General features: G+C 69.4%; 27 protein-coding genes and 2 pseudogenes. 11 read left to right on the top strand and 18 right to left on the bottom strand.

The genetic code is table 11. From position 1 onward, the window contains the following. Nucleotides 1–124: 124 nt before the first annotated feature. A pseudogene (locus ACQPW6_RS16345) lies at nucleotides 125–487 on the bottom strand (helix-turn-helix domain-containing protein); the annotation flags it as partial. Between the two features lie 94 nt (nucleotides 488–581). Here ACQPW6_RS16345 and ACQPW6_RS16340 point away from each other — a divergent pair. Continuing rightward, a complete protein-coding gene (locus ACQPW6_RS16340) occupies nucleotides 582–815 on the top strand; it encodes a hypothetical protein (RefSeq protein ID WP_433894551.1) in 234 nt (77 codons plus the stop codon). A 229-nt stretch (nucleotides 816–1,044) separates the two neighbouring features. Then, entirely contained in the window at nucleotides 1,045–2,424 is a 1,380-nt protein-coding gene (locus ACQPW6_RS16335; RefSeq protein ID WP_433890370.1) for a DUF3631 domain-containing protein, read from the top strand. A 426-nt stretch (nucleotides 2,425–2,850) separates the two neighbouring features. Here ACQPW6_RS16335 and ACQPW6_RS16330 read toward each other — a convergent pair whose 3' ends face one another. The 6 genes and pseudogenes from ACQPW6_RS16330 to ACQPW6_RS16305 form a co-directional block, all read right to left on the bottom strand. Beyond that, entirely contained in the window at nucleotides 2,851–4,032 is a 1,182-nt protein-coding gene (locus ACQPW6_RS16330) for a protein-L-isoaspartate O-methyltransferase family protein (RefSeq protein ID WP_433890369.1), read from the bottom strand. Between the two features lie 13 nt (nucleotides 4,033–4,045). Beyond that, a complete protein-coding gene (locus ACQPW6_RS16325) occupies nucleotides 4,046–4,411 on the bottom strand; it encodes an SPASM domain-containing protein (RefSeq protein ID WP_433890368.1) in 366 nt (121 codons plus the stop codon). Further along, entirely contained in the window at nucleotides 4,411–5,076 is a 666-nt protein-coding gene (locus ACQPW6_RS16320; RefSeq protein ID WP_433894550.1) for a radical SAM protein, read from the bottom strand. Before ACQPW6_RS16320 ends, ACQPW6_RS16325 begins: the two co-directional genes overlap by 1 nt. Nucleotides 5,077–5,193: 117 nt before the next feature. Beyond that, nucleotides 5,194–5,394, bottom strand: a pseudogene (locus ACQPW6_RS16315) (helix-turn-helix domain-containing protein); the annotation flags it as partial. Next, nucleotides 5,391–6,068, bottom strand: coding sequence for a hypothetical protein (locus tag ACQPW6_RS16310; RefSeq protein WP_433890367.1), 678 nt, complete (start codon nucleotides 6,066–6,068; stop codon nucleotides 5,391–5,393). The gene ACQPW6_RS16310 and the pseudogene ACQPW6_RS16315, both read right to left, overlap by 4 nt. 46 nt (nucleotides 6,069–6,114) lie before the next feature. Next, complete coding sequence (locus ACQPW6_RS16305) at nucleotides 6,115–6,651, bottom strand: ATP-binding protein (protein WP_433894549.1); 537 nt, start codon at nucleotides 6,649–6,651, stop codon at nucleotides 6,115–6,117. A 261-nt stretch (nucleotides 6,652–6,912) separates the two neighbouring features. Here ACQPW6_RS16305 and ACQPW6_RS16300 point away from each other — a divergent pair, with 261 nt between their 5' ends. Together ACQPW6_RS16300 and ACQPW6_RS16295 are read left to right on the top strand one after the other, a co-directional pair. Beyond that, nucleotides 6,913–8,178, top strand: a complete 1,266-nt coding sequence (locus ACQPW6_RS16300; RefSeq protein ID WP_433890366.1) for an XRE family transcriptional regulator — start codon at nucleotides 6,913–6,915, stop codon at nucleotides 8,176–8,178. Then, a complete protein-coding gene (locus tag ACQPW6_RS16295) occupies nucleotides 8,175–8,687 on the top strand; it encodes an NUDIX domain-containing protein (RefSeq protein ID WP_433890365.1) in 513 nt (170 codons plus the stop codon). Before ACQPW6_RS16300 ends, ACQPW6_RS16295 begins: the two co-directional genes overlap by 4 nt. Nucleotides 8,688–8,721: 34 nt before the next feature. On the opposite strand, the gene cutA is transcribed toward ACQPW6_RS16295, so the two are convergent. Together cutA and ACQPW6_RS16285 are read right to left on the bottom strand one after the other, a co-directional pair. Continuing rightward, a complete protein-coding gene (gene cutA, locus ACQPW6_RS16290; protein WP_433890364.1) occupies nucleotides 8,722–9,054 on the bottom strand; it encodes a divalent-cation tolerance protein CutA in 333 nt (110 codons plus the stop codon). A gap of 111 nt (nucleotides 9,055–9,165) precedes the next feature. Next, nucleotides 9,166–11,487 (bottom strand): RNA-binding domain-containing protein, encoded by a 2,322-nt coding sequence (locus ACQPW6_RS16285; protein WP_433890363.1) that lies wholly within the window; start codon nucleotides 11,485–11,487, stop codon nucleotides 9,166–9,168. A 568-nt stretch (nucleotides 11,488–12,055) separates the two neighbouring features. Here ACQPW6_RS16285 and ACQPW6_RS16280 point away from each other — a divergent pair. Continuing rightward, nucleotides 12,056–12,250, top strand: a complete 195-nt coding sequence (locus tag ACQPW6_RS16280) for a hypothetical protein (RefSeq protein WP_433890362.1) — start codon at nucleotides 12,056–12,058, stop codon at nucleotides 12,248–12,250. 41 nt (nucleotides 12,251–12,291) lie between these two features. On the opposite strand, the gene ACQPW6_RS16275 is transcribed toward ACQPW6_RS16280, so the two are convergent. Next, nucleotides 12,292–12,933 carry a DNA-binding response regulator gene (locus ACQPW6_RS16275; protein WP_433890361.1) on the bottom strand — a complete coding sequence of 214 codons (642 nt, stop codon included), beginning with the start codon at nucleotides 12,931–12,933 and terminating at the stop codon, nucleotides 12,292–12,294. Between the two features lie 95 nt (nucleotides 12,934–13,028). Between ACQPW6_RS16275 and ACQPW6_RS16270 the strand changes: the two genes are divergently transcribed. Continuing rightward, nucleotides 13,029–13,925 (top strand): oxidoreductase, encoded by an 897-nt coding sequence (locus tag ACQPW6_RS16270; protein WP_433890360.1) that lies wholly within the window; start codon nucleotides 13,029–13,031, stop codon nucleotides 13,923–13,925. Here the strand turns inward: ACQPW6_RS16270 and ACQPW6_RS16265 are convergent. Beyond that, nucleotides 13,922–14,077 (bottom strand): helix-turn-helix domain-containing protein, encoded by a 156-nt coding sequence (locus tag ACQPW6_RS16265; RefSeq protein ID WP_433890359.1) that lies wholly within the window; start codon nucleotides 14,075–14,077, stop codon nucleotides 13,922–13,924. The genes ACQPW6_RS16270 and ACQPW6_RS16265 overlap by 4 nt on opposite strands. A gap of 149 nt (nucleotides 14,078–14,226) precedes the next feature. Here ACQPW6_RS16265 and ACQPW6_RS16260 point away from each other — a divergent pair, with 149 nt between their 5' ends. Beyond that, complete coding sequence (locus ACQPW6_RS16260; RefSeq protein ID WP_433890358.1) at nucleotides 14,227–14,514, top strand: hypothetical protein; 288 nt, start codon at nucleotides 14,227–14,229, stop codon at nucleotides 14,512–14,514. Nucleotides 14,515–14,787: 273 nt separating this feature from the next. Here ACQPW6_RS16260 and ACQPW6_RS16255 read toward each other — a convergent pair whose 3' ends face one another. Continuing rightward, a complete protein-coding gene (locus ACQPW6_RS16255; protein WP_433890357.1) occupies nucleotides 14,788–15,465 on the bottom strand; it encodes a DUF402 domain-containing protein in 678 nt (225 codons plus the stop codon). A 154-nt stretch (nucleotides 15,466–15,619) separates the two neighbouring features. Next, nucleotides 15,620–15,946 carry a MerR family transcriptional regulator gene (locus ACQPW6_RS16250; protein ID WP_433890356.1) on the bottom strand — a complete coding sequence of 109 codons (327 nt, stop codon included), beginning with the start codon at nucleotides 15,944–15,946 and terminating at the stop codon, nucleotides 15,620–15,622. A gap of 792 nt (nucleotides 15,947–16,738) precedes the next feature. Between ACQPW6_RS16250 and ACQPW6_RS16245 the strand changes: the two genes are divergently transcribed. Both ACQPW6_RS16245 and ACQPW6_RS16240 read left to right on the top strand, forming a co-directional pair. Further along, on the top strand, nucleotides 16,739–18,556 hold the full coding sequence (locus ACQPW6_RS16245; RefSeq protein WP_433890355.1) for a SpoIIE family protein phosphatase: 1,818 nt from the start codon (nucleotides 16,739–16,741) through the stop codon (nucleotides 18,554–18,556). Nucleotides 18,557–18,641: 85 nt separating this feature from the next. Next, on the top strand, nucleotides 18,642–19,031 hold the full coding sequence (locus ACQPW6_RS16240; protein WP_433890354.1) for a hypothetical protein: 390 nt from the start codon (nucleotides 18,642–18,644) through the stop codon (nucleotides 19,029–19,031). 70 nt (nucleotides 19,032–19,101) lie between these two features. On the opposite strand, the gene ACQPW6_RS16235 is transcribed toward ACQPW6_RS16240, so the two are convergent. The 3 genes from ACQPW6_RS16235 to ACQPW6_RS16225 form a co-directional block, all read right to left on the bottom strand. Then, nucleotides 19,102–19,587: a pyridoxamine 5'-phosphate oxidase family protein gene (locus ACQPW6_RS16235; protein WP_433890353.1), complete on the bottom strand. Its 486-nt coding sequence runs from the start codon at nucleotides 19,585–19,587 to the stop codon at nucleotides 19,102–19,104. A 272-nt stretch (nucleotides 19,588–19,859) separates the two neighbouring features. Next, nucleotides 19,860–20,099, bottom strand: a complete 240-nt coding sequence (locus tag ACQPW6_RS16230) for a hypothetical protein (RefSeq protein WP_433890352.1) — start codon at nucleotides 20,097–20,099, stop codon at nucleotides 19,860–19,862. Nucleotides 20,100–20,261: 162 nt separating this feature from the next. Further along, entirely contained in the window at nucleotides 20,262–21,284 is a 1,023-nt protein-coding gene (locus ACQPW6_RS16225; protein WP_433890351.1) for a GlxA family transcriptional regulator, read from the bottom strand. A gap of 177 nt (nucleotides 21,285–21,461) precedes the next feature. Between ACQPW6_RS16225 and ACQPW6_RS16220 the strand changes: the two genes are divergently transcribed. Next, the gene (locus tag ACQPW6_RS16220) at nucleotides 21,462–22,100 is read left to right on the top strand and encodes an HD domain-containing protein (protein ID WP_433890350.1); all 639 of its coding nucleotides are present in this window, start codon (nucleotides 21,462–21,464) and stop codon (nucleotides 22,098–22,100) included. Nucleotides 22,101–22,186: 86 nt separating this feature from the next. On the opposite strand, the gene ACQPW6_RS16215 is transcribed toward ACQPW6_RS16220, so the two are convergent. Continuing rightward, entirely contained in the window at nucleotides 22,187–22,546 is a 360-nt protein-coding gene (locus ACQPW6_RS16215) for a hypothetical protein (protein ID WP_433890349.1), read from the bottom strand. A 139-nt stretch (nucleotides 22,547–22,685) separates the two neighbouring features. Next, on the bottom strand, nucleotides 22,686–23,864 hold the full coding sequence (locus ACQPW6_RS16210; RefSeq protein WP_433890348.1) for a UDP-N-acetylglucosamine--N-acetylmuramyl-(pentapeptide) pyrophosphoryl-undecaprenol N-acetylglucosamine transferase: 1,179 nt from the start codon (nucleotides 23,862–23,864) through the stop codon (nucleotides 22,686–22,688). 96 nt (nucleotides 23,865–23,960) lie between these two features. Here ACQPW6_RS16210 and ACQPW6_RS16205 point away from each other — a divergent pair, with 96 nt between their 5' ends. Next, on the top strand, nucleotides 23,961–24,533 hold the full coding sequence (locus ACQPW6_RS16205) for a hypothetical protein (protein ID WP_433890347.1): 573 nt from the start codon (nucleotides 23,961–23,963) through the stop codon (nucleotides 24,531–24,533). The last annotated feature ends 56 nt before the right edge of the window (nucleotides 24,534–24,589 follow it).

Below are 24,589 nucleotides of genomic sequence, written 5' to 3'. Positions count from 1 at the left end.
TTCAGAAACCGTCAGCCGGGGCGTCCTTCCAGACGATCTTGCCCTCGGCATCCATTGACCAGGTCCGCTGCGGTGCGGCTCTGCGCTCGCGCAGTTGGGGGCTGGGGCCGTCGTAGTCGTAGGACTCGCCGGTGAACCACTGGAGTGTGTCGAACGTGTCGGTCAGCTCCTCGTCGGGGAGCGCCTGCACGCGCTCCACGAGGCCGACGGGATAGATCAGGCAGATCGGCGCCACGTGCAGGGCTTTGGCAAGCACCATGACCTCGACCAGCGGTAGTTGGGCACGACGCCCGGACTCCATGTTGGCGATGACGTTGCGTGGGATCGCGTACCCGAGGTCGGCGCAGGCGCGGGCCAGGTCTTCGCCGCTCATGCCCAGTTCCTTGCGGAGCCGGCGGACCTCGGCCGCCACCGTCGCGATGACGTGGTCGGCCCACTCGGGGGCGTTGTCTTCATTCCGCCCAGCATCAGCACCGCGTTGTGTCATGGCGACACAGTAGCTTGGTGCACCCTCCTGACCTGGGCTTGGAGATGGATGCGAGACCGCGTTCGCCGAGAGCTGTATGTGCGAGGAGGCAGCTATGCGGGAGAGCGGTACGACCCGGCCGGTGGCCAAGGGGATGGCCAAGGACGAACTGCTGTCGCTGCCGGCGGCGGTGGACCTGGAGACGGCGAACCGCGCACTGGGCCTGGGGCGGAGCAAGGGCTACGAGTTGGCCAAGCACGGCCAGTACCCGTGCCGCGTCTTGCGGTTGGGCAATTCGTATCGCGTGGTGACGGCCGAGTTGCAGGCCCTGCTGGGGCTCGCTGCGTGACGTCCGTGGTCCTCGTACGCGCGCACGTTGAGCGCCGCCCAAGATCCCGTGGACTGCGGCAGACGTTCGTCGTACTGTCCGTGGTCGCTCGCGCGGCGCCAACCGCCGAGAACGAACGAGCCCCCGACGCGCCAACGCCGGAGGCTCACAACTCCCCTGTACGCCAGAAACGTTCAACCCAGGTGGGGCGGGCCGGCCAGCCTGCACCCACCGGTCGAGGAGCTACGACATGCAGCCTACGACAGCCGCTGTCCGGGACGCGCCCCCTACGGCGTCCTGGCCGCCGGTCACCGTACCCGGTCAGCCAGACCGAACGACGCGGCAGCCGCTCGCGGAACTGACCGCCGAACCGAAGCTGCCCGCCGCCCGGTCGGCTGCGGTGACCGGGCCTCCTCCGGTCACTGACCGGCTGACCGGAACACCCGGTCATCTGACCGCGGTCACTGACCGGGAGCCGGTCACCGCGGTCGGTCAGCCGCTCGGGCCACTCGGTCCGCCACCGGGCAACGCGCTCTCGGAGGGCGCTGACCTGCTGACCGAGCTGCGGTCAGCTGTCTCCCGGTACGTGGTCATGCCAGGCGCTGAGGCTCTGGACGCGGTCACCCTGTGGATCGCGGTGACCCATCTCCAGCCCGCGTGGCAGCACGCACCGCGTCTGGCGGTTGTCGGCCCAGCGAAGCGGTGCGGGAAGTCGCGCCTCCTGGACGTGCTGCACGACACCGTCCACGACCCGTTCATCACGGTGAACTCGACCCCGGCGGCGATCTTCCGGTCGATCACGGAGCAGCCGCCGACGCTGCTGGTGGACGAGGCGGACACCATCTTCGGCAGCGCGAAGGTCGCGGAGAAGAACGAGGAGATGCGCGGGCTCCTCAACTCCGGTCACCAGCGCAACCGCCCCACCACCCGGGTCGTGGGGCCGGAGCACAAGCCGACCAAGTTCGCGACGTTCGCGATGGCGGCACTGGCCGGGATCGGCGACCTGCCGGACACGATCATGGACCGCGCGGTGGTGGTCCGGATGCGGAGGCGCGGACCGGGGGAGAAGGTGCTGCCCTTTCGCTCCCGCCGTGACACCCCGCAATTGCACGATCTGCGGGACCGGTTGGCGGGGTGGTTGGTGCCGCTGACCGACGTGGCGGCGTCGATGGAGCCGGTGATGCCGGTCGAGGACCGCGCGGCGGACACCTGGGAGCCGCTGGTGGCCGTCGCCGACCTCGCCGGAGGCGCGTGGCCGCAGCGTGCCCGGCAGGCGTGCCGCGTGCTGACGGCTCACGAAGAGGGCAACGATCAGGAGGCGGCGCTCGCGATCCGAATCCTGGCCGACATTCGCGCGGTGTTCGCCGCGTCCGGCGACCCTGCGCTGTTGTCGACCGAGCAGCTTCTCGCCGCGCTGCACGCGGACGGCGAGGCCCCCTGGCGCGAGCACGGCCCCCACGGCCTGACCGCTCGGGGCCTGCAACTCCTGCTGAAGGACTTCGGCATCGGCGCGGCCAACCGCCGCTTCCCCGACCGCAGCCAGCGCCGAGGCTTCGCCCGCCACCAGTTCGCCGACGCCTGGGCTCGTTACTGCCCCCGGCCGGAGGCAGCCTCGGGCGGCGAGCGCTGACCCGCAGCCACCCGCCCCACCCGTCCCCGTGCAGGTCAGCACGGGGACGGGTCGGTTGCCCGCAACGGGTCGACCCGCATCAGGATTCCACCCGTACCTGCGCTGACCAGGAACGCAACGGGTGGGACGGGTCGCCCCTCGTCTCCCGCGAGAAGTAATCAGGGTCGTGGACCTCAGGACGAGAAGCGCCGGCCACGGCAGCGGTGGACACAGGCGATCTGCGGCGCAGCAAGTTGTGGGGTAAGCCATCCTTACGCCCCGACGGAGCAAGTTGTCGCCTACGACGGTCCAGGGGCCCGGCGTACGCAACTGCCTCCGCCCTGGGGAGCGGGACAGGTCCGGACCCGAGCGAGGGCACCCGGGTCCAAACAATGGGGCTGGCGTCCCGCCGCATGCGATAGACGCCGCAGCCCCAAGTGAGTCCGCCTACGGCGGCGTTCCCAGAGCTGAGTCGGCTCCGCGAGGTCGCACGATGGGTTCCGGAGGGGGGATCACCGTCGTCCAGTTTCTGCGGGTGAGGTGGAGGGTGCCGTCGGGGTCGATCGTCGCGGTGGCTCCGTAGACGGGGAGGTAGCCGTCGGAGAGCCAGTCGTGGCGGATGGCGTCGAGGGTGTCCCACAGGGGGCGGGGGCCGGTCTGGTGGACGGTGGGTGCTTCGCCGCGGCGGCCGGTGGCGCGGGCCCAGGAGCCGTCGGGGTGGGACATGACGGCGGTGCGCACGCCGTCTTCCTCGGTGTAGCTGTGCCGGATGCCGGGGACGGCGAGGGCCATGGCTGACATCAGTTCCCAGGTCTCGGCGACCTGGATGACGGGGTAGCGGCCGGTGGTGACGGTCTCGCCGTCGTCGGTCCAGGCGTGGCGGTTGCCGGGTTGGGGCGGGTAGTCGGTCCCGGCGCGGGTGGCCATGAACCCGGCGTGATCGGGGGCGATCTGACCCCGGGCGCCTCCGTCGGGGGTCTTGTCGGCGACGAGGATCAGGCCGGTGCCGGCGAGGTTGGTGACCAGGCGGCCGTGGTCGTTGAGTGCGGCCAGCCAGGTGGGTGGGATGCCGGGGAGGGCGACGGTGGAGATGATCCGGTCGTGGCGGCCGGGCAGTTCGCCGGTGATGTCGCGGACTTCGAGGTAGGGGTGGAGGCCGGTGACGCCGAGGCGGTGGGTTGCTGCGCTGACGAGGTAGGGGTCGATGTCGATGCTGGTGACGGCCGTATCGGTCAGCCGGTGGGCGAGCAGCGCGGTGCCGTAGCCGCTGCCGGTCACGCACAGGACGTTGGTGTGGTCGGTGAGCAGTGCGTGGTCGAACAGGGCGACGATGAGGCCGGGCAGGGTGGAGGAGGACGTGGGCAGCCCGGTGGGATGGTCGTCGGGCTGGGCGTGGTCGGCGTGCAGGTCGCCGACGCGGGTGACCAGAGTGCGGTTGCTGTAGGCGGCGTTCATCCAGCGGTCGGGCTCGTCGGCGCCGGCCCGCAACGTCCATCCGAGGTCGGGCAGTTGGCGCCACCAGCGCGGGACGAACAGGTGGCGCGGGGTGGCGGCGATGGCCGGATGCCAGAGCGAGTCGGGGTGCACGGTGGCGTCGGCCAGGGCGGCGGCGTGTGCTTGCCAGTCCATGGGATCCAGCCTGTCAGTAGGAGGGTTCGCACGCCTCGGACTCGGCGGGGGCGCAGTCGCTGCCGTCCTGGTCGGGATTACAGGCGGTTGTCGTGATGTCGGCCCACGAGTCGACGCCAGGGGAGGGCTGGCAGGAGTCCTCCTTCGGCGTGCACGAGTCGGGTGTGCAGGCGTCGGTGGCGGGGAGGTCGTGCAGCGGGTCGGGCTGGGACGAGGGCTGGCCGCTGCCTTGGCGCTTGGCGTTCCGCTGCGGGATGGTCGCGACGATCCTCTGCCATGCGTCGCCGTCGATGATGCTGGTCAGCGGCTGCTCCCGGACGTTGCCGGCGGACATCATGCCGCCGGACATCACACAGCCGGCCACACTGCCGTCGGGCATCACCGCTGCCCGCCCTTGGCTTGGGCGCAGTTCCCGCACAGCTCGTTGACGTCGTGGTGGTCGGTGTCTCCGGCACCGCGGCCGATGGCCCGCAGGTGGTCGGTGCGGATGTGAGTGACGCCTAACTCGCGCAGTTCGGCTGTGGCTTCGGTGATGCGCTGGCCGTCACGGACGCGGACGAGGGCCGCGCGCAGCGGGATGCGGAAGCCGAGAGCTTTGGTGATGTTGGCCTTGGTGCGCTGGTAAGAGCCGCGGTGGCGGGTGATCCGGTCGTGCTCCTCGGCGAGGTCGGAGTAGTACGACGTGGCGAGCGACACCCCGCGCTGCCGGAGAACCGGCCACAGGTGGGGGCGGATGTGGATGAGGTTGCTGAAGATCTCCACCGCGAGGCCGGAGTCCACGGCGTGGTTGATCAGTTTGGGCAGGTCGGGGTGCAGGGTCGGCTCGCCCCCGATGAACTGGACGCGTCCCGCACCCATGGCGGCGGCCTGGTCCAGGACCGAGAGCCAGTCGTCGCGGGTCATGGCGCCGGTCGTTTTGCCGGGGCCGGAGTGGTTGTAGCAGTGGTCGCAGGTGGCCTGGCAGGCGCGGGTGAGGTCCAGGGCCAGCGAGCGTATGCGGGGCATTTCCGTAGTGGCGGGTGCGGGTTCCTCGGTGATCGTCATGATGGGTGGTCTCCTGCGGGGTAGTGACGGATGGGGCGCACACGCTGGACCGGTGGCGCTCGGACCGGGGGCATGGCCGCGGTGTTCGTGTCTGCGTTCCAGGGCTACGAGTGGGCAGTTCAGTGCGTCGGCGATCCGGGCGAGGTTGGCGGGGGTGGCGCTGCGCCAGCCGGATTCGATCTCGCCCATGAGCTGTTCGGAGATGCCGACGGCGGCGGCAAGCGCGCGTTTGGTCAGGCCGGCCTTCTGGCGGGCCCAGGTGACCGCTTCGGGTTCCTGGTGCAACCGCCTGGGGCGGGTACGGGTGCGGGCGGTCACTGGGCGTGGCCGGTCAGGTTGACGACGGTGAAGTCGCTGATGCGCATGATCAGTTGGCTGGCCAGGACCCAGGGGATGCGGGCGCTGTGGAACGGAACTTCAGCTGCGGTGACCTTGACCGGGGCTCGGTGGCCAGGCTGATAGAGAATGCCGTTCACGCCGTACGGCACGGCGGACTTCACGCGCAGCGCCACCCACTCCGGGCGCAGATGCGGGCAGGCGCGGACGGAGCGGTGGGCGCAGGGCAGGCAGACCGGCGGGTGGGTGGTGATCTCGGCCATGGGCAGCAGGTCGCGGGCGTGGGCGTCGATCAGCCACAGCGTGCCGTCGGGGGTGCGGTCGGCGGGTCCGCCGCAGATCTGGCACAGCAGCCGTTCCATGCACAGCCGTTGGCGCAGGCTGTGCACCTTCCCGTACTGGGGCTGCCCCTTCCCGGGCCGGGAGGTCGTCCGCGTCCACAGCACCCCACCGGGGTCCCGGTCGAACGCCCGCCGGTCGGCGTACGTGATCCCGATCCACTGCCCGCCCCGGGCGACCACCCGCACCGAAGGATCCTGCTCCCCGCTCCACCGGGCGATGTACGGCACCCCCTGCGCCGGGGTTTCGTGCCGGGGCTCGGGCTGGGCCGGCGTGCGTCCGTGTGCTGAGAGCCGGGCGTCCGATGTCGTACTCATGGCTTCGCTTTCTCGTGAAGGCTTATCCGAATAGGGAGGGGCCGGTTCAGCAGATCCGATGCAGCCAGGTCTGCAGCCCGTTCGGTGCCCACCGTGCGTATGCATCGGGCCATGCCGGACGGACTAGCCGTCCGGCCTCCGCGGCGCGCGAGCCCGGCTCCGACAATGGGCCCGCCGGTCCGATCGCAGCGCCCTGCTCGACGTCTTCCGCCCCGACCTCGAACCAGACGACTTTGCCGCCGGGCACCGCCGCACTGCCCCAGTCAGCGGCCAGCGATTCCACCAGCTGCAGGCCGCGTCCGCCTTCCGCGTCCAGTTGCTCGTCGCGCGGTATCGGCCGCGTCGGTTCGGTATCGGTCACTTCCACCCGCACTCGTGCCCCGGTCCACCGCACAACCACCACGCACGACGCACGGCTGTACCGGATCGCGTTGGTGATCACCTCGCTTGCCAGCAGCGCCAGTTCGTCGAACGCCTCGTCCGTCAGCGGTACGTCCCAGGTGCGCACCAACGCGAGGATCTTGCGCCGCGCCCGCGATACAGCGGCGTCCTCCGCAGCGACCCGAAACCCGTGGGGACTCATGAGCCCGACGCGGGTCACCGTGACCCGCCCCAGGCAGGGAACGGGCAGCCGTAGAGCGGCAGCTCGGTTTGGGACATGGCGCTTGACCTTCCTTGGGTGATCCAGGCAGCAGCCGCCGTTGCATTGCTCGGAGCAACGGAGCACCCTCAGTAAATGACTGCGTGCCGCACGCAAGGGACTCCATTGAGTGACGCCAACTTGGAGTCGGGACAGGGGCGCAGGCCGTAGCCTCGAATGGCTGCCGTAGGGGAGGGGAATCCCATGGGCCGTGCACAGGGAGATCCGCGCGAGGTCGTCGCCGGGCTCCTGGCCGACAAGCGCCTGCTCACCGCTTGCGCGGAACGCGACATGGGCACGCTGTTCCGACTGCTCAACCACCGTGGCGTGAGTACGCGGCGCATCGCCAGCGCCGCCGAAATCACCCAAGGTCGGCTCTACGACTACATGAATGGCAAGACCCGCGTCGAAAAGCTTGCCGTCTTCGAACAGATTGCGGACGCCTTTCATATCCCCGGCCATCTGCTCGGACTGGCCAAACGCTCCTGGGAGCCGGTCGCCACCGGCCCGTCCGGCCCGATGAACGCTGAACTGCCGCCCGACGGCGACGACATGGCGGCCATGGACGCCTTCCGCAACGCCGACCGGCAAGCCGGCGGAGGCCGTCTCTACAACGCGGTCATCCGGCACCTGAGCGACAACATCGGCCCCCGCCTCGTCAACGCTGACGGCACAGCTCAGGTCTTCGCCGTAGCCGCAGCCCTCACCGAGATGGCCGGGTGGATGGCCCACGACTCGGGCCGCGACGATGTCGCAGGGCGCCACTTCACTCGCGCGCTGCCCCTTGCCCGGGCCGCCGGCGACACGCCGCTCGCCGCAGGCATCGCCGCGAGCAACAGCCACCTCGCCTTACAAACCGGCGACCCCGCCACCGCCGTCCACTGGTCCCTGACCGGACTCGACATCGCTGCCCACGGTCCCACCATCCCCGCACTCACCGCCCGCCTGCACGCCATGTCCGCCCGCGCACTCGCCGCCTCCGGCCAGACCGAGGCGGCCCTGCGCGCCCTCGACCAGGCCGAACAAGCCCTCGCCCTGGGAGCCGAAGCCGAACGCCCGTGGCTCAGCCCCTTCGACGCCGCTGCCCTGGCCATCGAATCCGCCCTCGTCCTGCGCGACTTGCAACGCCACGACCATGCCCAATCCCATGCGGAGCGCGCCATCAGCCTCCGGGAAGCTGGCCGCACACGGTCCTTGGCCCTGAGCCGCATCACCTTGGCGGGCATTCATCTCCACCGCCGCGAACTGGACGCCGCCATCACCGTCGGCCACGACTTGCTCGCCGCCGACCTCAACCTCGGATCGGTCCGCGTCGTCCGCCAACTCGACGGCTTACGCCAGCAACTACACCCCCACCGCACCCATCCACCGGTCCGGGCCTTCCTGACACGGTTCGATGACGCCCGACGGGCCAGAATGCTGTTGCTCGCCGACATCATCCCCCGGCCCCGCGGAGGCACTACCCCATGAGGCCCACCCCAGCCGATCCCGAAGCCTGGAACGCCTACCTCGCCGAAGGCAACGCGACCCAGGCCCGCAAACGCGTCTCCGCAGACGTGCTGTTGCGCGACGAGGAAGGCCGCATCCTCCTGGTCAAGCCGACGTACAAGCCGGGCTGGGACCTTCCCGGCGGGATGGCCGAGGCGAACGAGGCCCCCGACGACGCGGCCCGCCGCGAACTCAAAGAAGAACTTGGCCTCGACGTCACCCTCCACGGCCTCCTCGTCGTCGACTGGGTCCCACCCCACGGCCCCTGGGACGACCAACTGGCCTTCATCTTCAACGGAGGCACTCTTACTCGCGAGAAAGCCGGCTCCCTCCGCCCCCGTGACCATGAGCTGTCCGAACTCACCTTTCTCGCCCCCGATTCGGCCGCACGGGCCCTCCGCGACGGACTCCGCCGCCGATTCCACGCCGCGATGCAGTCGTGGGGCCGCAATACACCGGCATATCTGCACGATGGAGCAACGACGAGCTAGCCGGCCAGGCGGACCGACGTGACCTTGATGACGCCTACCAAGCCTCGGATCGGCCCGTGGTCTCGGCGACCCAGCGCAGGTATGCCTCCGACCCCGCCACGATCGGCAAGGCGACGACTTCCGGCTTGTCCCACGGATGGTGCTCCACCAGATGCGCTTCGAGCGCCGGGTACCGCTCAGCGGTGGTCTTGAGCAGCAACTGCCACTCCTCCCCGGTCCCGAACTCCCCGCGATGCCGGAACACCGACGTCACCGGCCCGACGATCTGCGCCCCGGCGGCCAGTCGCGCTCGCACCACGGACTCGGCCAGTTGGACGGCTTGCTCTCGCGTCTCGGTAGCAGTCGATACTTGCACGACGTCAGTCATGCACCGAACCTACCGAGCTGAGCTTCTGGCGGGGAGTCGAGGGGCCGAGCGCCTTGGGCGCAGTTCGTGCCTGCTCTCACGGTCAGAACAGGCAACGACCTCTGTTGACAATTATTCAAGCTCGGCGATGTGGTGAGCTTGTGAGCTAAGGTGCGGATGTTGAGCCAGCAGGGACTTGGCTAGCGCCAGATCTTCTCGCGCCTCGTCGTCGCGCCCAAGACGCCTGTAATTGATGACTCGGGTCTTGATAGCCATAAGGAGTGTTTCGCTCGGGACCTCCTTCAGGGACTCATCATCGATGATTTCTGTAAATGTTCTAATGGCTGCGTCAGTTTCTCCGGCGCGACTGAGCGCTACACCGAGTTGGTGCCGCAGCACGAGGTCGCTGGGTGCGAATTCCACAGCTCGGCGAAGGGCATTTACTCGCCCATATTTGTCTCGCTGAGCGTCGCACACTCTCGCCTTCACTCCGTACGCGAGCCCACCGGTTAGTCTATTCGCTCGACTACATGCAGTATTCGCGAAGCTCATCGCCTGACCGATCCGTTTTCTAGCTAGTTCGTAGTTGGCGCTCATGGCGAATACGTATGCGCTTGTTGGAGCGACATCGCGAGCCTGCTTGAATAGGTCGTCTGCCGCCTCGATGTTCCCCGAGAAAGTTTCGGACTCACCTCGACGGCATAGAATTGCGCCCCGCTTATCGTTGTCTGTGTGAATTCCGTACCGCTCGAAAATGCTAACGAAGCGTTCTACTTCCCATGATTTTAGCTCCATCTGCTGGGTGTATTGCTGAACTCGGCGTCGTGCATCAGTTTCCAGGCTACCGAATTGCGCAAGCTGGCGGCCAGCGAAAGCAAGCGTAATGGGTAGGGCCACGAAGACTGCCTGGCCGTCGGCAGGGTGGAGCTGGCGACTCACGAGCGTCGCGTCCTCCAGCTCTCGAAGGGCGGTATCCAGCCGGTCGTGCGACATTTCGGTAGCAAGGCCAAGGAGTTGAATTCCGGGAGGGGTGTCGAAGATGTACATCACCGACAGAGCGCGCTTTGCGTCTTGCGAGAGGACATCCCAGATGTTGCGGAAACTAAATTCCAGTACAGGTGAATCCTCCCCCTTGACGTCATTCAGTGCACCGTCGAAGTCGCCTCGCAATTTGAAGCGCCCAAGTGCCCACTGGATTGCCAAGGGAAGTCCCCCACAAGCCTTGTTGATCTGCTCTATCCGGCGATCCGTAAGTTGAAGCTTGACCTGGAGTTCCTCTACCTTCACCGCCGTAAATTCGCGTGTCTCGTCAGTGCTTAGCTCCGGGACGGTTACTGGGTATTCCCATCCGCCCGTCTTGCGTCGGCTGGTGATGATGACCTTTGCAAGCGACTCTGGAGGGAGGTCTTGAATGAAAGTAATGATCCTTCCGTCGTCCACAGTCTCCAGGTTGTCGAGCACGATTAGAGTCGGCCACACAGAAAGCCACTCGATAACTGTGGATTTCTTCTCATCCAGCGCTTCGGGAGATTCTTCGCTGAAGAGTCTAAGGATTTGATCGAGGAGCCCCTCAAGTGAATAAAGCGTTCTACTATCGGATCGAGTAATGCCACCCGGTGTGAGCACCGTCTCTTTGGCGGTCAGTTGTAGGATCGCCTCGAAGGCGCGGCCTTCGTAGAAATGGTACGCGGCCCATGTGGCGAGCGCGGACTTTCCCACTCCGCCGGGTCCATGGACGTTAATGATCCAGATGCGTGGATCTCGTGTCACTGCCGAAATGAGCTGTTCTCGGAGTTTGTTGCGTCCAACGAAGAACCGGTAATCTTTTTCGAGAAGTCGATACGTTCCCAAATCAACGGAAAATGGACTTTTCGTTTCTTTAGTGAGACCGTCTTGGTCTGCGCGCTCCTCAAGGTCGTCGAGCAGCTCCTCAAGCTCATCGCTGCTATTGATTCGAACGGTGGAGTCGCCACGTCGGAAATAGATCTCGCCTTGTCGGAGTCCGTAGGATTCCTTGACGCAAAAGTCATGCTTTACGATGGTTGGAGTGCGGCGCTTTCTACGCTTGGTCGCAGATCGAATGAAGATTACTGCGAACCAGCGAGGTTCTCCCGTGTAGCGGAGCTGATGCTGAACAATGTCCACGGAAATCTCGATTCCCGCTGTGCGGCGAATCTTGTCCCGAAGGAGCTTCGCGTCATAGGGAAGCTCGCTCGCCAGGCCCACGGGAACCCAGCTCTTGTCTTGAACTCCGACAACAATGTAACCGCCGCCGGTGTTCTTAATGGCTAGAGCATCCTTGGTGAAGGATGCTGCTCCGTGATCGTTGTCCAGATGTAATTCCTGCTTGAAATCAAGCCATTCGCACTCGCCACGACAATCGATCAAGTATTTCAGAGCCTCTATGCTTAGATCGCCCTCTCGTACCATTCGCTCGATGGTGGCAAGGTTCATCTGCTACCCACTCTCTGATCAGAATTGCATCAAGGTGTGTCGCAACATCGGTTTAGACCTCCGCAGTTTAGTGATCCCAATGAGGTTTCGGGACTGAAACTACGAAATGAGCTCAGGGCAGGAGCCGCTTGGAGCGTCGGCGCGACCCGATGCGTGAGCGCTGCGTGAGCGGACGTGCTGGCACACGGCATCCGTCACAGGATCAGGCGGCAGCTCGCTCCCGTCTGACCTGCGGCTTTCGGACTGCCGCTCACTGATCCCCACCGCCCGGCACGCCCTGGCCAGGACTTTTAATCCATTGGTTGTGGGTTCGAGTCCCACACGGCCTACGGAGTCCGGCCTCCTCGGAGGTCGCTGGCCTGCGGTTTCGGTGCCCCGGTCGTCTTCGGACGGCCGGGGCACAGCCGTGCCGGGGGCGGGCGTGCGCCGGGCATTGATCATCGTGGCTTCAGCGTCGGGCACGCCCGTGACGGCGATCGGCCGGCTGGTCGCCGGGCACGAGGACACGGGGCGGGACGTGATCCATGCGTTCAACGACAAGGGGATGGCTGCGCTGGACCCTCGGTGAGTGGGAGGCTGTCCCCGCCTGGTCAGTGATGACGACCGCGAGTTCATCATCGCGACGGCCACCACCGGCCCGGTTGCGCTGGGGCGCCGGTTCACGCACTGGAGCCTGCGCAAGCTCATCGACGACCTCTCCCGCAACCGGGCAACGCCGGACCGGCTGTCGGCCTGGGGCCGGCCCAGCCCCGAAGCCGCCTGACCAACCCCAGCAACGTTCGTGGCCGACACACGAGAGGCGTGCTAGATCAGACCCAGGTCGCGGGCCCGCGCGCCCGCCTGGAAGCGGGAGTCCGCTCCCAGCGCGGACATCAGCTCCGCAACCCGGCGCCGATATGTGCGCACCCCGAGGCCCAGCACCCGGGCCGCCGTCTCGTCCTTGCAGCCGGAGGCGAGCAGTTCGAGCACCCGCGGCGCCATCTCGCGCAGCTCCGCGTGCTGCACGTCGTAGACCGCGAGATCGGTCGCCGACCGCCAGGCCGCCTCGAACAGCGAGGTGACGTTCTGGACCAGCGTCGGCTCGGAGACCACGCTGTAGCTGCGCCGTCCCGCGCCCAGATCGCCCGCGAGGATGGCGAACCGCTGGTCGATGATGATCGTCTCGTTGATGGTGTCCGCGGTGATCCGGACCTGCGCGTCCGGGGAAGCCGCCACGGTCCGCAGATGCCGGGCCATCGGCGGGCTCATCAGCGCGCTGGGCTGGTACAGCTTGCGCAACCGGGGATGCGCATCGGGCAACCGGTCGGGAAGCTCATGACCGAAGGCCCAGGTGTTGAGGTCGCGTGCCGCGCACCACAGCTCACCGGCCGTGGCGAACAGATGGTGCGTGCGGGCGAAAACCTCCGCCTCGCCGCGCAGCACGTGTACGCCGCTTTCCACGCTCATGACCCCAGTCTTCACCGACCGCCTCCGACCCGCCAGAGGAGGCAGGAAGTTGCCATTCCCGGCAGCGCGGGACCACTCGGGCAAGACTTCATGCCATGACAACGACCAACGCCGGCGCCGCCGGGACCTGGACGCTCGGCGACCGCACCGTCAACCGACTCGGCTTCGGCGCCATGCGCCTGGTGAGCAGGGCCGACGGCAGCCCCAGCGACCGCGCTCAGGCCATCGAGGTGCTGCGGGAGGCGGTCGAACTGGGCGTCAACCACATCGACACCGCCGCCTTCTACTTCTCCGGCCTGCGCTCCGCCAACGAGCTGATCAACACCGCACTCGCCCCCTACCCTGACGACCTGGTCATCACCACCAAGGTCGGTCCCGGCCGCGACCCGTCCGGTGCCTTCGTCGGGGTGCACACCAAGGAGGAGTTGCGCGGTCAGGTCGAGGAGAACATCCGGCAACTCGGCCTGGACCGCCTTGAGGTGGTCAACCTCCGCATCGGCATCGGCCTCGATCGCGGTGAGGGCTCCCTCAAGGAGCGTTTCGAGGCGCTGGCCGAACTGCGGGAAGAGGGCCTCATCCGGCACCTGGGCATCTCCAACATCGGCCCCGAGCACTTGGAGGAGGCGCTAGCCATCGCCCCGGTGGTGTGCGTGCAGAACCAGTACGGGCTCGCCACCCGCCGCGAGGACGACGCCATCCAGCGGGCCTGCGCCGAGCGGGGCATCGCCTTCGTTCCCTTCTTCTCCGTGGGCGGCGGCCCCGCCGGTGCGGCGCCCTCCGCCTCGGGCTCCGTGACGGACGCGGACCGGGTCCTCGCCGACGTCGCCGACCGCCACGGCGCCTCCCCCTCCCAGATCCGCCTCGCCTGGACCCTCCACAAGGGCCCCAACGTGCTGGCCATCCCAGGAACCGGCGACCCGGCGCATCTGAGGGAGAACGTGGCGGCGGCGGGCCTGCGTCTGTCGGAGGAAGACCTGTCCCGGCTCGGCTAGTGCGCTGGCCACGAACGTTGCAGTGTGGCGGCCATCCGGGCGAGGTTGGCCGGGGTGGCACTGCGCCAGCCGGATTCGATCTCGCCCATGAGCTGCTCGGAGATGCCGACGGCGGCGGCGAGTGTCAAGGAGAGGGCATCACCGAACCCCATGCCGCCGGCCTCCCCGTCCGCCAGCGTGCAAGCCGCCCGCGAGCAACTTGCCGCGCGTCTACGCGAACTCCGGCTGGACGCGGCGATCACGAAGCGGGAGGTCGCGGTCCGGTGCGGGTGGAGCGAGGCCAAGTCGGGGCGTGCGGCGGATGCAGCGCACCGGGCTCAAGCAGCTGCAGAAGGCCAACCTGCCGCTGTTCGAACGCCCCCGGCACTTCAAGGCGATGTGGCCCATCGAGTCGTTCACGGTGTTCGACGATCAGCGGGTGGATCACGAGCCCCTGTCGGCCTCCGTCAGGATCACCGCCCCGGACGAGGTCGGTGTGTACCTGAAGGCGTTCGCGACGCTGCACCGGCACGCCGCTTACGGTGCGGACGCGCGGGCCCTGGTCGTGAGGGCCATCGAGTCGCTGCCCCAGCCCCCGCCGCGCTGTTGACGGGGGCCGGTCCAGGGCAGTCAGCGATGGATCCCACGAGCCTACGACCCACCACTGACACCCGGACATGACGAGGCCCCCGCCGGCGGAGCCGGGCGGCGGTCACCCCGTTCGGGTCGCCCGGGTCGGTAAGGCGGGTCGTCGCCGGTTCGAGGAGGCGGTGGAAGGCCCGTTGCGGCCCCGCGGGGCGGCCATGCCCGGTTCACGTGCCGGGCGCGGCGGCCTCGCGGGGCCGCCATGCCCCGTTCACGTGCCGGGCGCGGAGGCTGGCGTTCAGGGGAGGGCGGCGGTTGGCGGCAGCACCGGGGTCGGCCACGACGGGTCGGAGCGCCAACGGGTCCAGCCTGCCTCAGGTGTGAAGGGGCCTTCGCCGCGGATGACCATCTCCAGTACCTGCTCGCGTGCCGCTTCCGCTGCCGTGTGGTCGGTCTCGCTCACCACGCCCAAGCGGCGCGCCTGGGCGTACTCGTCCTCGTCCTTCCACACCCAGCTGGATCGATCCGGTGCGACCACGAGGTCGACCAGCAGGTCGAAGGTGTCGAAACCGATCGCCGTTCGGTGCAGCGGGCGTTGGAAGTTGACGTACCAGCGATCGAGGCGGTGGTCGTCGGACGGGTCGTAGAAGGCGTTGACGCTGAAGTACGAACCGGGTGGGTTCCACAGCAGCAGAACGGTGCTCTGCCACGTCCACCTCGCCAGTTGCCAATCGCCGGACGCGAGGTCCAGCAGCGCCTGCTGCCGGCCCGCGTTCTCGCCGTTCAGTCGCGACGCGATCCACGCGGTGGGGGCCAGGCCCTCCGCGCCCGGCCGGCACGCCACGACCAGGGCCTCGGGGGTGTCGCGCACCACGCGGAAGGCTTGCGCGCTCCACACCCGCCTGCGGAAGACGTCCCGCCGGACGACGGTCTGCCCGGCCGCGAACGTCGGATGGTCAGCTCCGGGATCTGGCACGTCGTAGGCATACCTGCTGTCCCGGCTCGTCAAACAGCCGGTGCCTGCGTTCACGACGTCGTATCTGAACCCCGACCGCGCGGGCGGAGCCAGGCGGGGGCGCATCTGCTGTCAGGGGGGAGAGGGCTAGGTCGGCGGGTCCTGTCACGAGGGCCTAGGGATTCGGCGGGCCCGCGGCGCGGCGGTGTTCGGCGTTGATGCGCCGGGCTTCTTCGAGCTGGTCCTCGAGGATGACGATGCGGCAGGCGGCCTCGATGGGCGTGCCCTGGTCGACGAGTTCGCGGGCGCGGGCGGCGATGCGCAGTTGGTAGCGGGAGTAGCGGCGGTGGCCGCCGGCTGAGCGCAGCGGGGTGATCAGGCGGGCTTCGCCGATAGCGCGGAGGAAGCCCTGTGTGGTGCCGAGTATCTCGGCGGCCCGGCCCATGGTGTAGGCGGGGTAGTCGTCGTCGTCGAGACGGTCGAACGATGCGTCTGCGGTCATGCTGCCTCTCTTTTGGCACGCGTGGAGGGGCCCCGGCGCGGTACTGCCGCCAGGGCCCCGAAGGAACTGCTACACCATCTGCCGGCGTTCGTGCTCTGCCGACCTTCTGTTTCCGCCGGCCCGACCGGTACTGGGTCGGGTGTGCGGGGATCGCGGATGCGTGACCGGAGACCACCTCACTTCTCGATGTCCTGCGGTACCCGGACTTCACGTGATTCGGTCCGGGCGATCCTGATGATGCTGAGCGCCTCCGTTCTCTTCCTCTGGATCACTCACTTGCCAAGCGGGTACTGCGTCCCGCTGTCCTGCGCGTGGCGGCCCCTGATCACTGCGGGCCACCCGGTCCGGTCGTCAGTACCCGTCGCCGTCACGCACCTGCCCTGGCTCCGGAACTCCACCACCGCACCGCACTGCGTACCGCATCTACCCGTACCTGCACGTACTCCTGCCTGGCAGTTCGTGTCTGCCGGGCCTTTTCGATCTCGGCTACAAGAGAAACCATAACCACGTCCAGCACTCAATGTCTACTCCGGCCGGCATAGATTTCCTGAGGTCTCTCTGTGAGGCAGTCAGTCCCGAGTCGACGAGTAATCCTCCTGCCGCGGGGCAGACGCCAGCAGTCCCGGGGTTCCGGCTCGGGCGACGCTCGGGCGACGTCCTGTTCGGCAGCCGTATCGGAATCCGCACCAATCCTTGGGTCGCGACGGGGTAGAAGCCGTCCTGCAGCGGCCCCTGGGGCCATGGATCGGAAGGGTGGGAAGGCACATGGGCATCGAAGAAACGACCGATGCGATGGCACCCAGTCTCTTGGACGGGTCGGGCCTCTCAGCGATCCCGGACGCCGACCTGGAGCGCTTCGCCCGCCTGACCGCACGCGTCCTCGCTGTCCCGGTCGCGCTGATAGCGCTGCGGGAGAGGGACGGCCTCGTCTTCCCAGCCGTGGTCGGACCCTCCACCGGTCATGGCCGGACGGCCCTGGACCCGAGCCGACGGACGGCCCTGGACCCGAGCCGACGGACAGCCCTGGACCCGAGCCGACGGACAGCCCTGGACCTGAGCCGAGAGGTCATCACCTCGGCCGCACCCGTCCTCATCGACGACACCCGCACCGGCGACCTGGCCGGTCCCCCTCCCGGCGACGCGGTGGCGGCCTACGCCGGCATGCCGTTGACCGACGCCGAGGGCAACGTCCTGGGTGTCCTGTGCGCCACCGACACCACCCCGCGCCACTGGACCTCCGAGCAACGCGGCGACCTCACGGACCTGGCGGCAGCCTGCTCGGCCGAACTCCGGCTGCGGATCGCCTCCAAGAACGCCACCGGCGCCCAGCATCGCGCCCAGTCCCTGACCCACCAGGCGCGCCGGGACCTGAACAGCGCGGAACTGCTGCTGCGCGCCTCCGAGGAGCTGACAGCCGGCGCAACGGTGGACCAGATCCGCACCCGGGTACAGAACCTCCTGCGGAACAGCCTCAAACCCTCCTACATCGGCATGCTGCTCCTGGAGGGCGACGAACTGCACCACCTCCCCGACCCGGACACCGTGCACCCCGTGGACCCGGTCACCCGCATGGACCGGGGCGCCAGCTTCGCCGCCGCACGGGCGCTGCGCGAGCGCCGCATGGTCACCGTCCCCGACCGGGCCCACCTCGCCCAGCACTACGCCTCCGCAGCGCTGGCCGCCTTCGACGCCCTGGCGATCGCGTCCGCCGCCTGCGTGCCGCTGATCGCGGCGCACGGCCCGGTCGGCGTCCTGGCCCTGGGCTGGGACACCGAGCACGCGGTGGACCTGGACGAGGCGGCCGTGCTGACCACCATCGCCGGCTACACCGCCCAGGCCGTGGAGCGCGCCGTCTACCTCGACACCCGCGTCCACGTCGCCCACCAACTCCAGCAGGCCATGCTCACCGACCTGCCCACGCTGCCCGGCATGGACATCGCCGCCCTCTACCGTCCCGCATCCGCGCACGACATGGTCGGCGGCGACTGGTACGACGCCTTCCCCCTGCCCCACCCCCACGCCGACCGCGACCCCGGCGTGGCCATCACCGTCGGCGACATCAGCGGACACGACATCCACGCGGCCACCCTCATGGGACAAGTGCGCAGCATGCTCCGCCAGGCAGTCCTGATCAAGAACGGCGAGGGCCCCGCCTCAGCACTGACCGCCCTGGAATACGCCTGCCGCGTCCTGCCGCTGCCCGCCTCCGGCACCCTTCTGCACGCCCACATCCACCACGAGAACGACCAGTGGACCATGACCTGGACCAACGCCGGACACCCCCCGCCCCTCCTGCTGCGCCCCGACGGCCACGTCATCCGGCTCACCGACCACGGCCAACTGCTTCACTACGCCCTGCCCTCGACCGACCGCCACGACCACCAGATCGTCCTGGAACGGGGGGCCACGCTCCTGCTCTACACCGACGGGCTGATCGAACGCGCCGGCAACGACCTGGACGCCGCCATCGACCACACCGCCTCCCTCCTGTCGGCCGGCACGTCCACGCCGCTACCCGCCCTGATCGAGCGGCTGGCCAACGAGGTGGCTGACGACCAGGCCAGCGACGACACCGTCCTGCTCGCCCTCCGCATCCCCACGGAACACTGACCGGCCACCCCCAGTGGCTGGCGGAAGCACAACAGGGTAGGAACTGCACGGGGGACCGTTGGTCCGCCCGACTGGAAGGCACCATGTGAGCAGTCCTGCCGCATCCGGCACGCCCGACACCACGCCTCCCGCAGCTGCCGTGGTGGAACGGTTCGCCGAGGCACGCGCCACCTACTGGACGCTGGACGACAGCATCGTGCTCGTGCTCGTGGGAGTTCTCGACCGCCGGATCGAGGACTGCATCGGTACCCTCACCCGCCGCGCCGGCCGCGCACACCTCCCGTTGGCGATCGACCTGTCCGAGGTCACCCACATCAGCGTCGACGTGCTCGCCCTTCTCCTGGACGCCCACGCCGGCCCCGGCGTGACCTTCATCCCGCCGCTGCCTCCCGCCTTCCTCGCCCTGGCGGCGATGACCGGCACCAGCACGACCTTCGCCGTTCCGGCAGCCGAACCGGACCACGAGTCCCGTTGATCACGGGGTGCGGATTCCCGCCGCCTGCCGCCTGCCGCCCCGGCCGCCTCCCCGCCCGCGCCCGGGGACGTCAGCCCATCTTCGCCGCGAGGTCGGCCAGGAACTGGGGGACGCGGCCGGTGCCGAAGTCGTAGAAGCGGGCCCAGCGCGGTTCGAGGGCGATGCGGGCCATCTGGTCGTACATGGCGCGGCAGTTCTTCTCGAACTCGGCGGCGTACTCGGGCTCGAAGTTCTTGCGTGCGGCGGCGAGGTACTCCGGGACGACGCCGTCGACGATGGTGAGGTGGACGATGCCGCGCACCGAGAGGGTCCTGGCCGAGCCGGGGCTGTCGCCGGCGTCGATGGTCAGGGCGACCTCGGGGCGGGCGGTCAGCGCGCTCACCTTCGGGGCGGTGGCCGCCGTGGCCATCACGATCTCGTCGCCGGTCCAGTAGATCCCGATCGGGACGACGCGGGGCAGGCCGTCGGGGCCGTTGTACGCCAGCCGTGCCATCGTCGCCTTGTTCAACAGCTCGTCGGCGTCGGCCAGTTCCTGTGCGATCTGCTCGGCGTCCATGGTTCGTCCGTCCTCCGCTGTCCGGGCGGCCGCTGGTGGCCGCTGTGTTCCTGGGACGGAGCCGCCGCCGCGTTCTCGACACCAGCCGGCCGGACGGGGCCGGACGCGGCCGGATCACCGTCCACTCGCCCACGGTAATCGCGCCGCGCCCGTCGACCGGGACGCCCACGCGGAGGCGGAACGGGCCCGCGCGGCGGGATGCCGCGCGGGCCCGTTCTCGGGTCGTACGTTGCCGGGTCGGATCAGGCCCGCTCAGGCCGGCCCGGGTCCGGTCAGTGCATCCACATCAGGTACAGGTTGTTCGTGCCGTACTCGCAGATGTACACGGGCCCGTGCACCGGAGCGTTGGCCTGCGCCTGGGCGACGCAGCTCGCGTAGGTGGGGAAGTAGCCCATGAACATGAAGCCGCTGCCGGGCGGCGGCGAGGCCTGTGCGGCCGTGGTGGCGAGGCCCATTCCGAGGATCGCGGTGGCGGCGACGGTGGCCGCGCGGGCGAGGATCTTCTTGCGCATGGTGATCACGACTCCTTTCCGTGGCAGGCGCAGGCGCCTGCCGTGTGGCCAAGGGGTGTGGTGCGGTGCAGCGAGGTGGTGCAGGGGGTGCGCGCGCAGCAGCAAGCTTGCCCGGGGGCGCCCGCCGCTTCAATAGGTCCAGACCAATTGGTGAGGATGTGGTCAGTGGGGCCGGCCGGCCCGGGGCGGCCGGGTCGCGTCCGGGCGCTGCGCCGAGCGGAAACGCTGCTGGTAGGCGCGGGGTGAGAGCCCGAGCCGGGCGACGAAGGCCCGGCGCAACGACTCCGGGCTCCCGTAACCGGCCCGCTCCGCCGCCTCGCCGATACTGTGCCCGCCCTCGATCGCCGCCTTGGCGCTGTCGAACCGCACGGCTTCGACGTAACGGGCCGGCGTCGTCCCCAACTCCTCCCGGAACAGCCGGGTCATGTGGCGCGGGCTCATGGTGGCGCGGGCGGCGAGCTCCGGGACGGAGTGGTTCGCCCCCGGATCGGCGGCCACGGCGTCGAACACGGCGCGCAGCGCCGACGCGTGCGGGCGCGGGCCGCGCAGGGTGGGCGAGAACTGCGACTGCCCGCCCGGCCGTTGCAGGAACACCACCAGGGACTGGGCGACCTGGCGGGCCATCGCCTCACCGTGGTCGTCCTCGACCAGCGCGAGCGCCAGGTCGATCCCGGCGGTGACCCCGGCCGAGCTGAAGGTGCGCCCGTCGCGGACGAAGATCGCGTCGGGTTCGACGGCGATGTCGGCGTACGCGTCCTGGAGGAGCCGGGTGTGGCGCCAGTGCGTCGTGGCCCGGCGCCCGTTCAGCAGACCGGCGCCGGCCAGGATGAACGCGCCCGTGCAGATCGAGCAGACCCGCCCCGACCGCTCGGCCAGGGCCGCCGCAGCGGCCAGCAGCTGTGGGCTGATCGGGTGAGTGGGGAGCCGGTCACCGCCGCTGACCAGCAGCGTGTCGAAGCCGAGGCCGTCCACGGCGGCGTCCAGATCGACGGCGATCCGCATGCCGGTCGAGGACGTGACCTCCCGGCCGCCGACCGAGCACAGCGACAGCTCGTAGCGGGCGCCGAGCAGGTTCGCCTCGCTGAAGACCTCGCTGGGGCCGGCGATGTCGAGCAGCTTCGCGCCGTCGAAGACCACGATGCCGACCCGCTGGGGGGAGGCGGGGTTCGCGGTGGTGGCGGCCATGTCGATCTCCTGGGGGCGGTTCGTCCGAATCCGTGCGAAGGACGTCCGAGGGTGCGGGGCGCGGGGGCCCCGGCGCGGTCAACGCTATAGGTGCGGCCGGCCACCGGCCGGAACGGCCACGGGCCGGAACCACCACCAGCCGAAACGACCACCAGCCGAAACGACCAGGAGAACCGCATGAGCGAGTCGATCGCCGGGATCACGATCCCGGACACCGAGCTGGTACGGGACGCCACCGAGTTCGTCCGCGCCGCCGCCACCCCGCTGCTGTTCCACCACTCCCGCCGGGTGTTCCTGTTCGGCAGCATCAAGGGCCGCCACCGCGGCCTGAGCTTCGACCCCGAACTCCTCTACGTCGGCGCGATGTTCCACGACCTCGGGCTGACCGAGCGCTACCGGCGTACCGACCAGCGGTTCGAGGTCGACGGCGCCGACCTGGCCCGCGACTTCCTGCTCGCGCACGGCCGCGGCCCGGCGGAGGCGCGCACGGTGTGGCTGGGCATCGCGCTGCACACGACGCCGGGCATCGTCGAGCACCTCGAGCCGGAGGCCGCGCTGGTCACGGCGGGTGTGGAGACGGACGTGCTGGGGTTCGACCTCGATCAGGTGACCCCGGCGCAGGTCGAGGAGGTGACCGCGGCCCACCAGCGGGACGGGTTCAAGCAGCGCATCCTGGCGGCGTTCACCGAAGGGATGAAGGACCGCCCGGACACGACGTTCGGCACGATGAACGATGACGTGCTGGCGCACTACCTGCCCGGTTTCGTCCGGCAGGACTTCGTCGAGATCATTCTCGGCTCCGACTGGCCCGAGTAGCCCGGGCGGCGCGCGGCGTCGGGGTGCGGCTCGAACGGGCGTGGCCCCCCGCAGCGGAGCCCGCTGAGGGGGACCCCCGCCGTGTGTCAGGCCTTGCGGGGGCGGACGATCTGGGCCGGCGGGACCTTGGCCGTGACCTGGGTGCGGGTCCACATGGCCACGAGAGCGGTGGCGAGGCTGAGGACGGTGGACTGCTGGTCGGGCGACCAGTGCAGGCCGAAGCCCACGGCGAGGGCGACCGCGGCCTGGACCAGGCCGAGGACTGCGGCGCCTACTCCGTCGTGCACCGAGAAGGCGACTAGGACGCCCATGACGGCCGCGGCGGCGGCGTTGACGACGGCCTGCTGCCCGTTGGTGAGGTCCAGGCCGAACGCGGTGGAGAGCTTGATGACGACGGCGACGAGGGCGAGCCAGAGCGCCGGTTCACGGCCGAGGACCTTGGGCATGGTGGGTTCCGTTTCTGCCGGTCGGGTCAGGAGGCACCGCGGGTGCCGGGTCTCCTGACCATGTGCCCCCGAAGCCGGCCTACGCACCTGCGAGTTGCGACGCGGCACGTGACGGGGGCGGACCGCCGGCAGACGGCGGTCAGCCCGGGGTGGCTGCCGAGAGGATGACGTCCACCAGCCGGTCGGCCGCGTCCGGGCGGCCGTGCGACCTGGCGCGGTCGGACATCGCGGCGCGCTGGGCCGGGTCGGTCAGGAGCGGGGTGGTCGCGGCGCGCAGGGCGTCGGGGGTGACCTCGCCCAGCAGGGCGACGGCCGCGCCGGAACGTTCCAAGTGGCTCGCGTTGTGGGCCTGTTCGTTGCCCGCCGAGGTCGCCAGCGGGATGAACACCGCCGGCTTGCCGAGGGCCGTCAGTTCCGCGAGCGTGCCGGCGCCGCTGCGCGAGATCACCACGTCGGCCAGGGCCAGGACGTCGGGCAACTCCGGGCCGACGAAGCCCGCCAGGTGGTACCTGGCCGCCAACTCCGCTGGCAGGGCCGCCGCGTTGTGACGCAGACCGTCGACGTTGGCCGGGCCGCACTGGTGGATCACGTTCGCCCGTTCCAGCAGCCACGGCAGCGTGTCCCGGACGACCTCGTTGATCTGCTGCGCGCCCTGGGCGCCACCCGTGACGTAGACGGTCGGCAGGCGGCGGTCGAACGCGTGCAGGCCCAGGGCCCCAACTGCCTTGTCCGGGTGGCCGGTCAGCACCTCGGGGCGGATCGGATTGCCGGTCACCACCGCGATGTCCCGTACGGACTCGGGCAGCAGCGGCAGCGACGACTCCGACGAGACCGCGATCCTGGTCGCGGAACCCGCGAGCCTGCGGTTGGCCAGGCCCAGGCGCACGGTCTGCTCGTGCAGGACGAGCGGGCGGCGGCACATGCGCGCGGCCAGCCCGGCCGGCACGGCGACGTAACCGCCGGTGGCGAGAACCACGTCCGGCTTGAAGTCGGCGACGACCTTCCTGGCCTGCGCGACGCCGAGCGGCACCCGCGCCATGTCACGTACGTTCGCCGGCGACACCATCTTCAGCGGGTTGCTCGAACGGCGGATCTTGCCGGTGGCGACCGTCGTGAACGCGATGCCCTCGGCCGGCGCGACCCGCGCCTCCAAGCCGTCCTCGGTGCCGATCCACAGCACGTCGAGCGCTCCGCCGCCCGCCGCGAGCCGCGCCCGCAGCGTACGGATCGCGGTGAGAGCCGGGTACGTGTGGCCGCCGGTGCCGCCGCCCGTGACGATCAGCCGGAAGGTGCGGGGGAGAGGGGGTGCGCTGTTCACCCGCGCACCTTAGACCCCGCGGGCCCCACGGGATAAATCCGTGCGGGCGGTCGGCGGATTGGGCGACGATGGCGGGAGTCGATATTGGGGGGAAGCATGCGCAAGATACCCACGCTGTTCGTTCGCGATCCCGATGACCGGGCGCACGTGCTGCCGCAGGTTGACACCCGGTGCCAGTGGGTGGCCGAGGGGGAGGGGCGGGCCACTCGGAAGTACGACGGGACCTGCGTCATGCTCGACGAGGGCGGGGTGTGGTGGGCTCGGCGGGAGGTCAAGGCCGGGAAGGCGCAGCCGGCCGGCTATGTGGCCGTCAGTACCGACGAGGTCACCGGGAAGACGATGGGGTGGGAGCCGGTCGGGCAGTCGGCGTTCGCGAAGTTCCACGCCGAGGCCGTCGCCGACGGTGAACTGGCGGGCGGGGCAGGGGCGTTCGAGGCCGGGACCTATGAGCTCGTCGGGCCGAAGATCAACGGCAATCCGGAGCGCGCGGCCGGGCACCGGCTGATCCGGCACGCCGACGCCGAGGTCGTCGAGCCGGCCGGGCGCGACTTCGAGTCGCTGCGGGCGGTGGTCCGCCGGCTCGCCGAGGAGGACGGGGCGGAGGGGCTGGTCTTCCACCATCCGGACGGCCGGATGGCGAAGATCAAGGCGCGGGATTTCACGGCGTAGGTTCGGGCGGGCAGGTCCGGTCGCTGTCCGGGGGCCCGCCGAATCCCGGCCCGTCG

This window comes from Streptomyces sp. CA-111067, assembly GCF_050956065.1.
GTDB lineage: Bacteria > Actinomycetota > Actinomycetes > Streptomycetales > Streptomycetaceae > Actinacidiphila.
The sequence above is the reverse complement of the archived record's forward strand: the minus strand, read 5'-3'. Positions and strand labels throughout refer to the sequence as shown.

Coding starts and splice junctions, on each gene's coding strand:
- ACQPW6_RS16340 (WP_433894551.1), top strand. CDS start 582: ATGCGGGAGAGCGGTACGACCCGGCCGGTGGCCAAGGGGATGGCCAAG.
- ACQPW6_RS16335 (WP_433890370.1), top strand. CDS start 1,045: ATGCAGCCTACGACAGCCGCTGTCCGGGACGCGCCCCCTACGGCGTCC.
- ACQPW6_RS16330 (WP_433890369.1), bottom strand. CDS start 4,032: ATGGACTGGCAAGCACACGCCGCCGCCCTGGCCGACGCCACCGTGCAC.
- ACQPW6_RS16325 (WP_433890368.1), bottom strand. CDS start 4,411: ATGCCCGACGGCAGTGTGGCCGGCTGTGTGATGTCCGGCGGCATGATG.
- ACQPW6_RS16320 (WP_433894550.1), bottom strand. CDS start 5,076: ATGACGATCACCGAGGAACCCGCACCCGCCACTACGGAAATGCCCCGC.
- ACQPW6_RS16310 (WP_433890367.1), bottom strand. CDS start 6,068: ATGAGTACGACATCGGACGCCCGGCTCTCAGCACACGGACGCACGCCG.
- ACQPW6_RS16305 (WP_433894549.1), bottom strand. CDS start 6,651: ATGAGTCCCCACGGGTTTCGGGTCGCTGCGGAGGACGCCGCTGTATCG.
- ACQPW6_RS16300 (WP_433890366.1), top strand. CDS start 6,913: ATGGGCCGTGCACAGGGAGATCCGCGCGAGGTCGTCGCCGGGCTCCTG.
- ACQPW6_RS16295 (WP_433890365.1), top strand. CDS start 8,175: ATGAGGCCCACCCCAGCCGATCCCGAAGCCTGGAACGCCTACCTCGCC.
- cutA (WP_433890364.1), bottom strand. CDS start 9,054: ATGACTGACGTCGTGCAAGTATCGACTGCTACCGAGACGCGAGAGCAA.
- ACQPW6_RS16285 (WP_433890363.1), bottom strand. CDS start 11,487: ATGAACCTTGCCACCATCGAGCGAATGGTACGAGAGGGCGATCTAAGC.
- ACQPW6_RS16275 (WP_433890361.1), bottom strand. CDS start 12,933: ATGAGCGTGGAAAGCGGCGTACACGTGCTGCGCGGCGAGGCGGAGGTT.
- ACQPW6_RS16270 (WP_433890360.1), top strand. CDS start 13,029: ATGACAACGACCAACGCCGGCGCCGCCGGGACCTGGACGCTCGGCGAC.
- ACQPW6_RS16265 (WP_433890359.1), bottom strand. CDS start 14,077: ATGGGGTTCGGTGATGCCCTCTCCTTGACACTCGCCGCCGCCGTCGGC.
- ACQPW6_RS16260 (WP_433890358.1), top strand. CDS start 14,227: ATGCAGCGCACCGGGCTCAAGCAGCTGCAGAAGGCCAACCTGCCGCTG.
- ACQPW6_RS16250 (WP_433890356.1), bottom strand. CDS start 15,946: ATGACCGCAGACGCATCGTTCGACCGTCTCGACGACGACGACTACCCC.
- ACQPW6_RS16245 (WP_433890355.1), top strand. CDS start 16,739: ATGGCACCCAGTCTCTTGGACGGGTCGGGCCTCTCAGCGATCCCGGAC.
- ACQPW6_RS16235 (WP_433890353.1), bottom strand. CDS start 19,587: ATGGACGCCGAGCAGATCGCACAGGAACTGGCCGACGCCGACGAGCTG.
- ACQPW6_RS16230 (WP_433890352.1), bottom strand. CDS start 20,099: ATGCGCAAGAAGATCCTCGCCCGCGCGGCCACCGTCGCCGCCACCGCG.
- ACQPW6_RS16225 (WP_433890351.1), bottom strand. CDS start 21,284: ATGGCCGCCACCACCGCGAACCCCGCCTCCCCCCAGCGGGTCGGCATC.
- ACQPW6_RS16220 (WP_433890350.1), top strand. CDS start 21,462: ATGAGCGAGTCGATCGCCGGGATCACGATCCCGGACACCGAGCTGGTA.
- ACQPW6_RS16215 (WP_433890349.1), bottom strand. CDS start 22,546: ATGCCCAAGGTCCTCGGCCGTGAACCGGCGCTCTGGCTCGCCCTCGTC.
- ACQPW6_RS16205 (WP_433890347.1), top strand. CDS start 23,961: ATGCGCAAGATACCCACGCTGTTCGTTCGCGATCCCGATGACCGGGCG.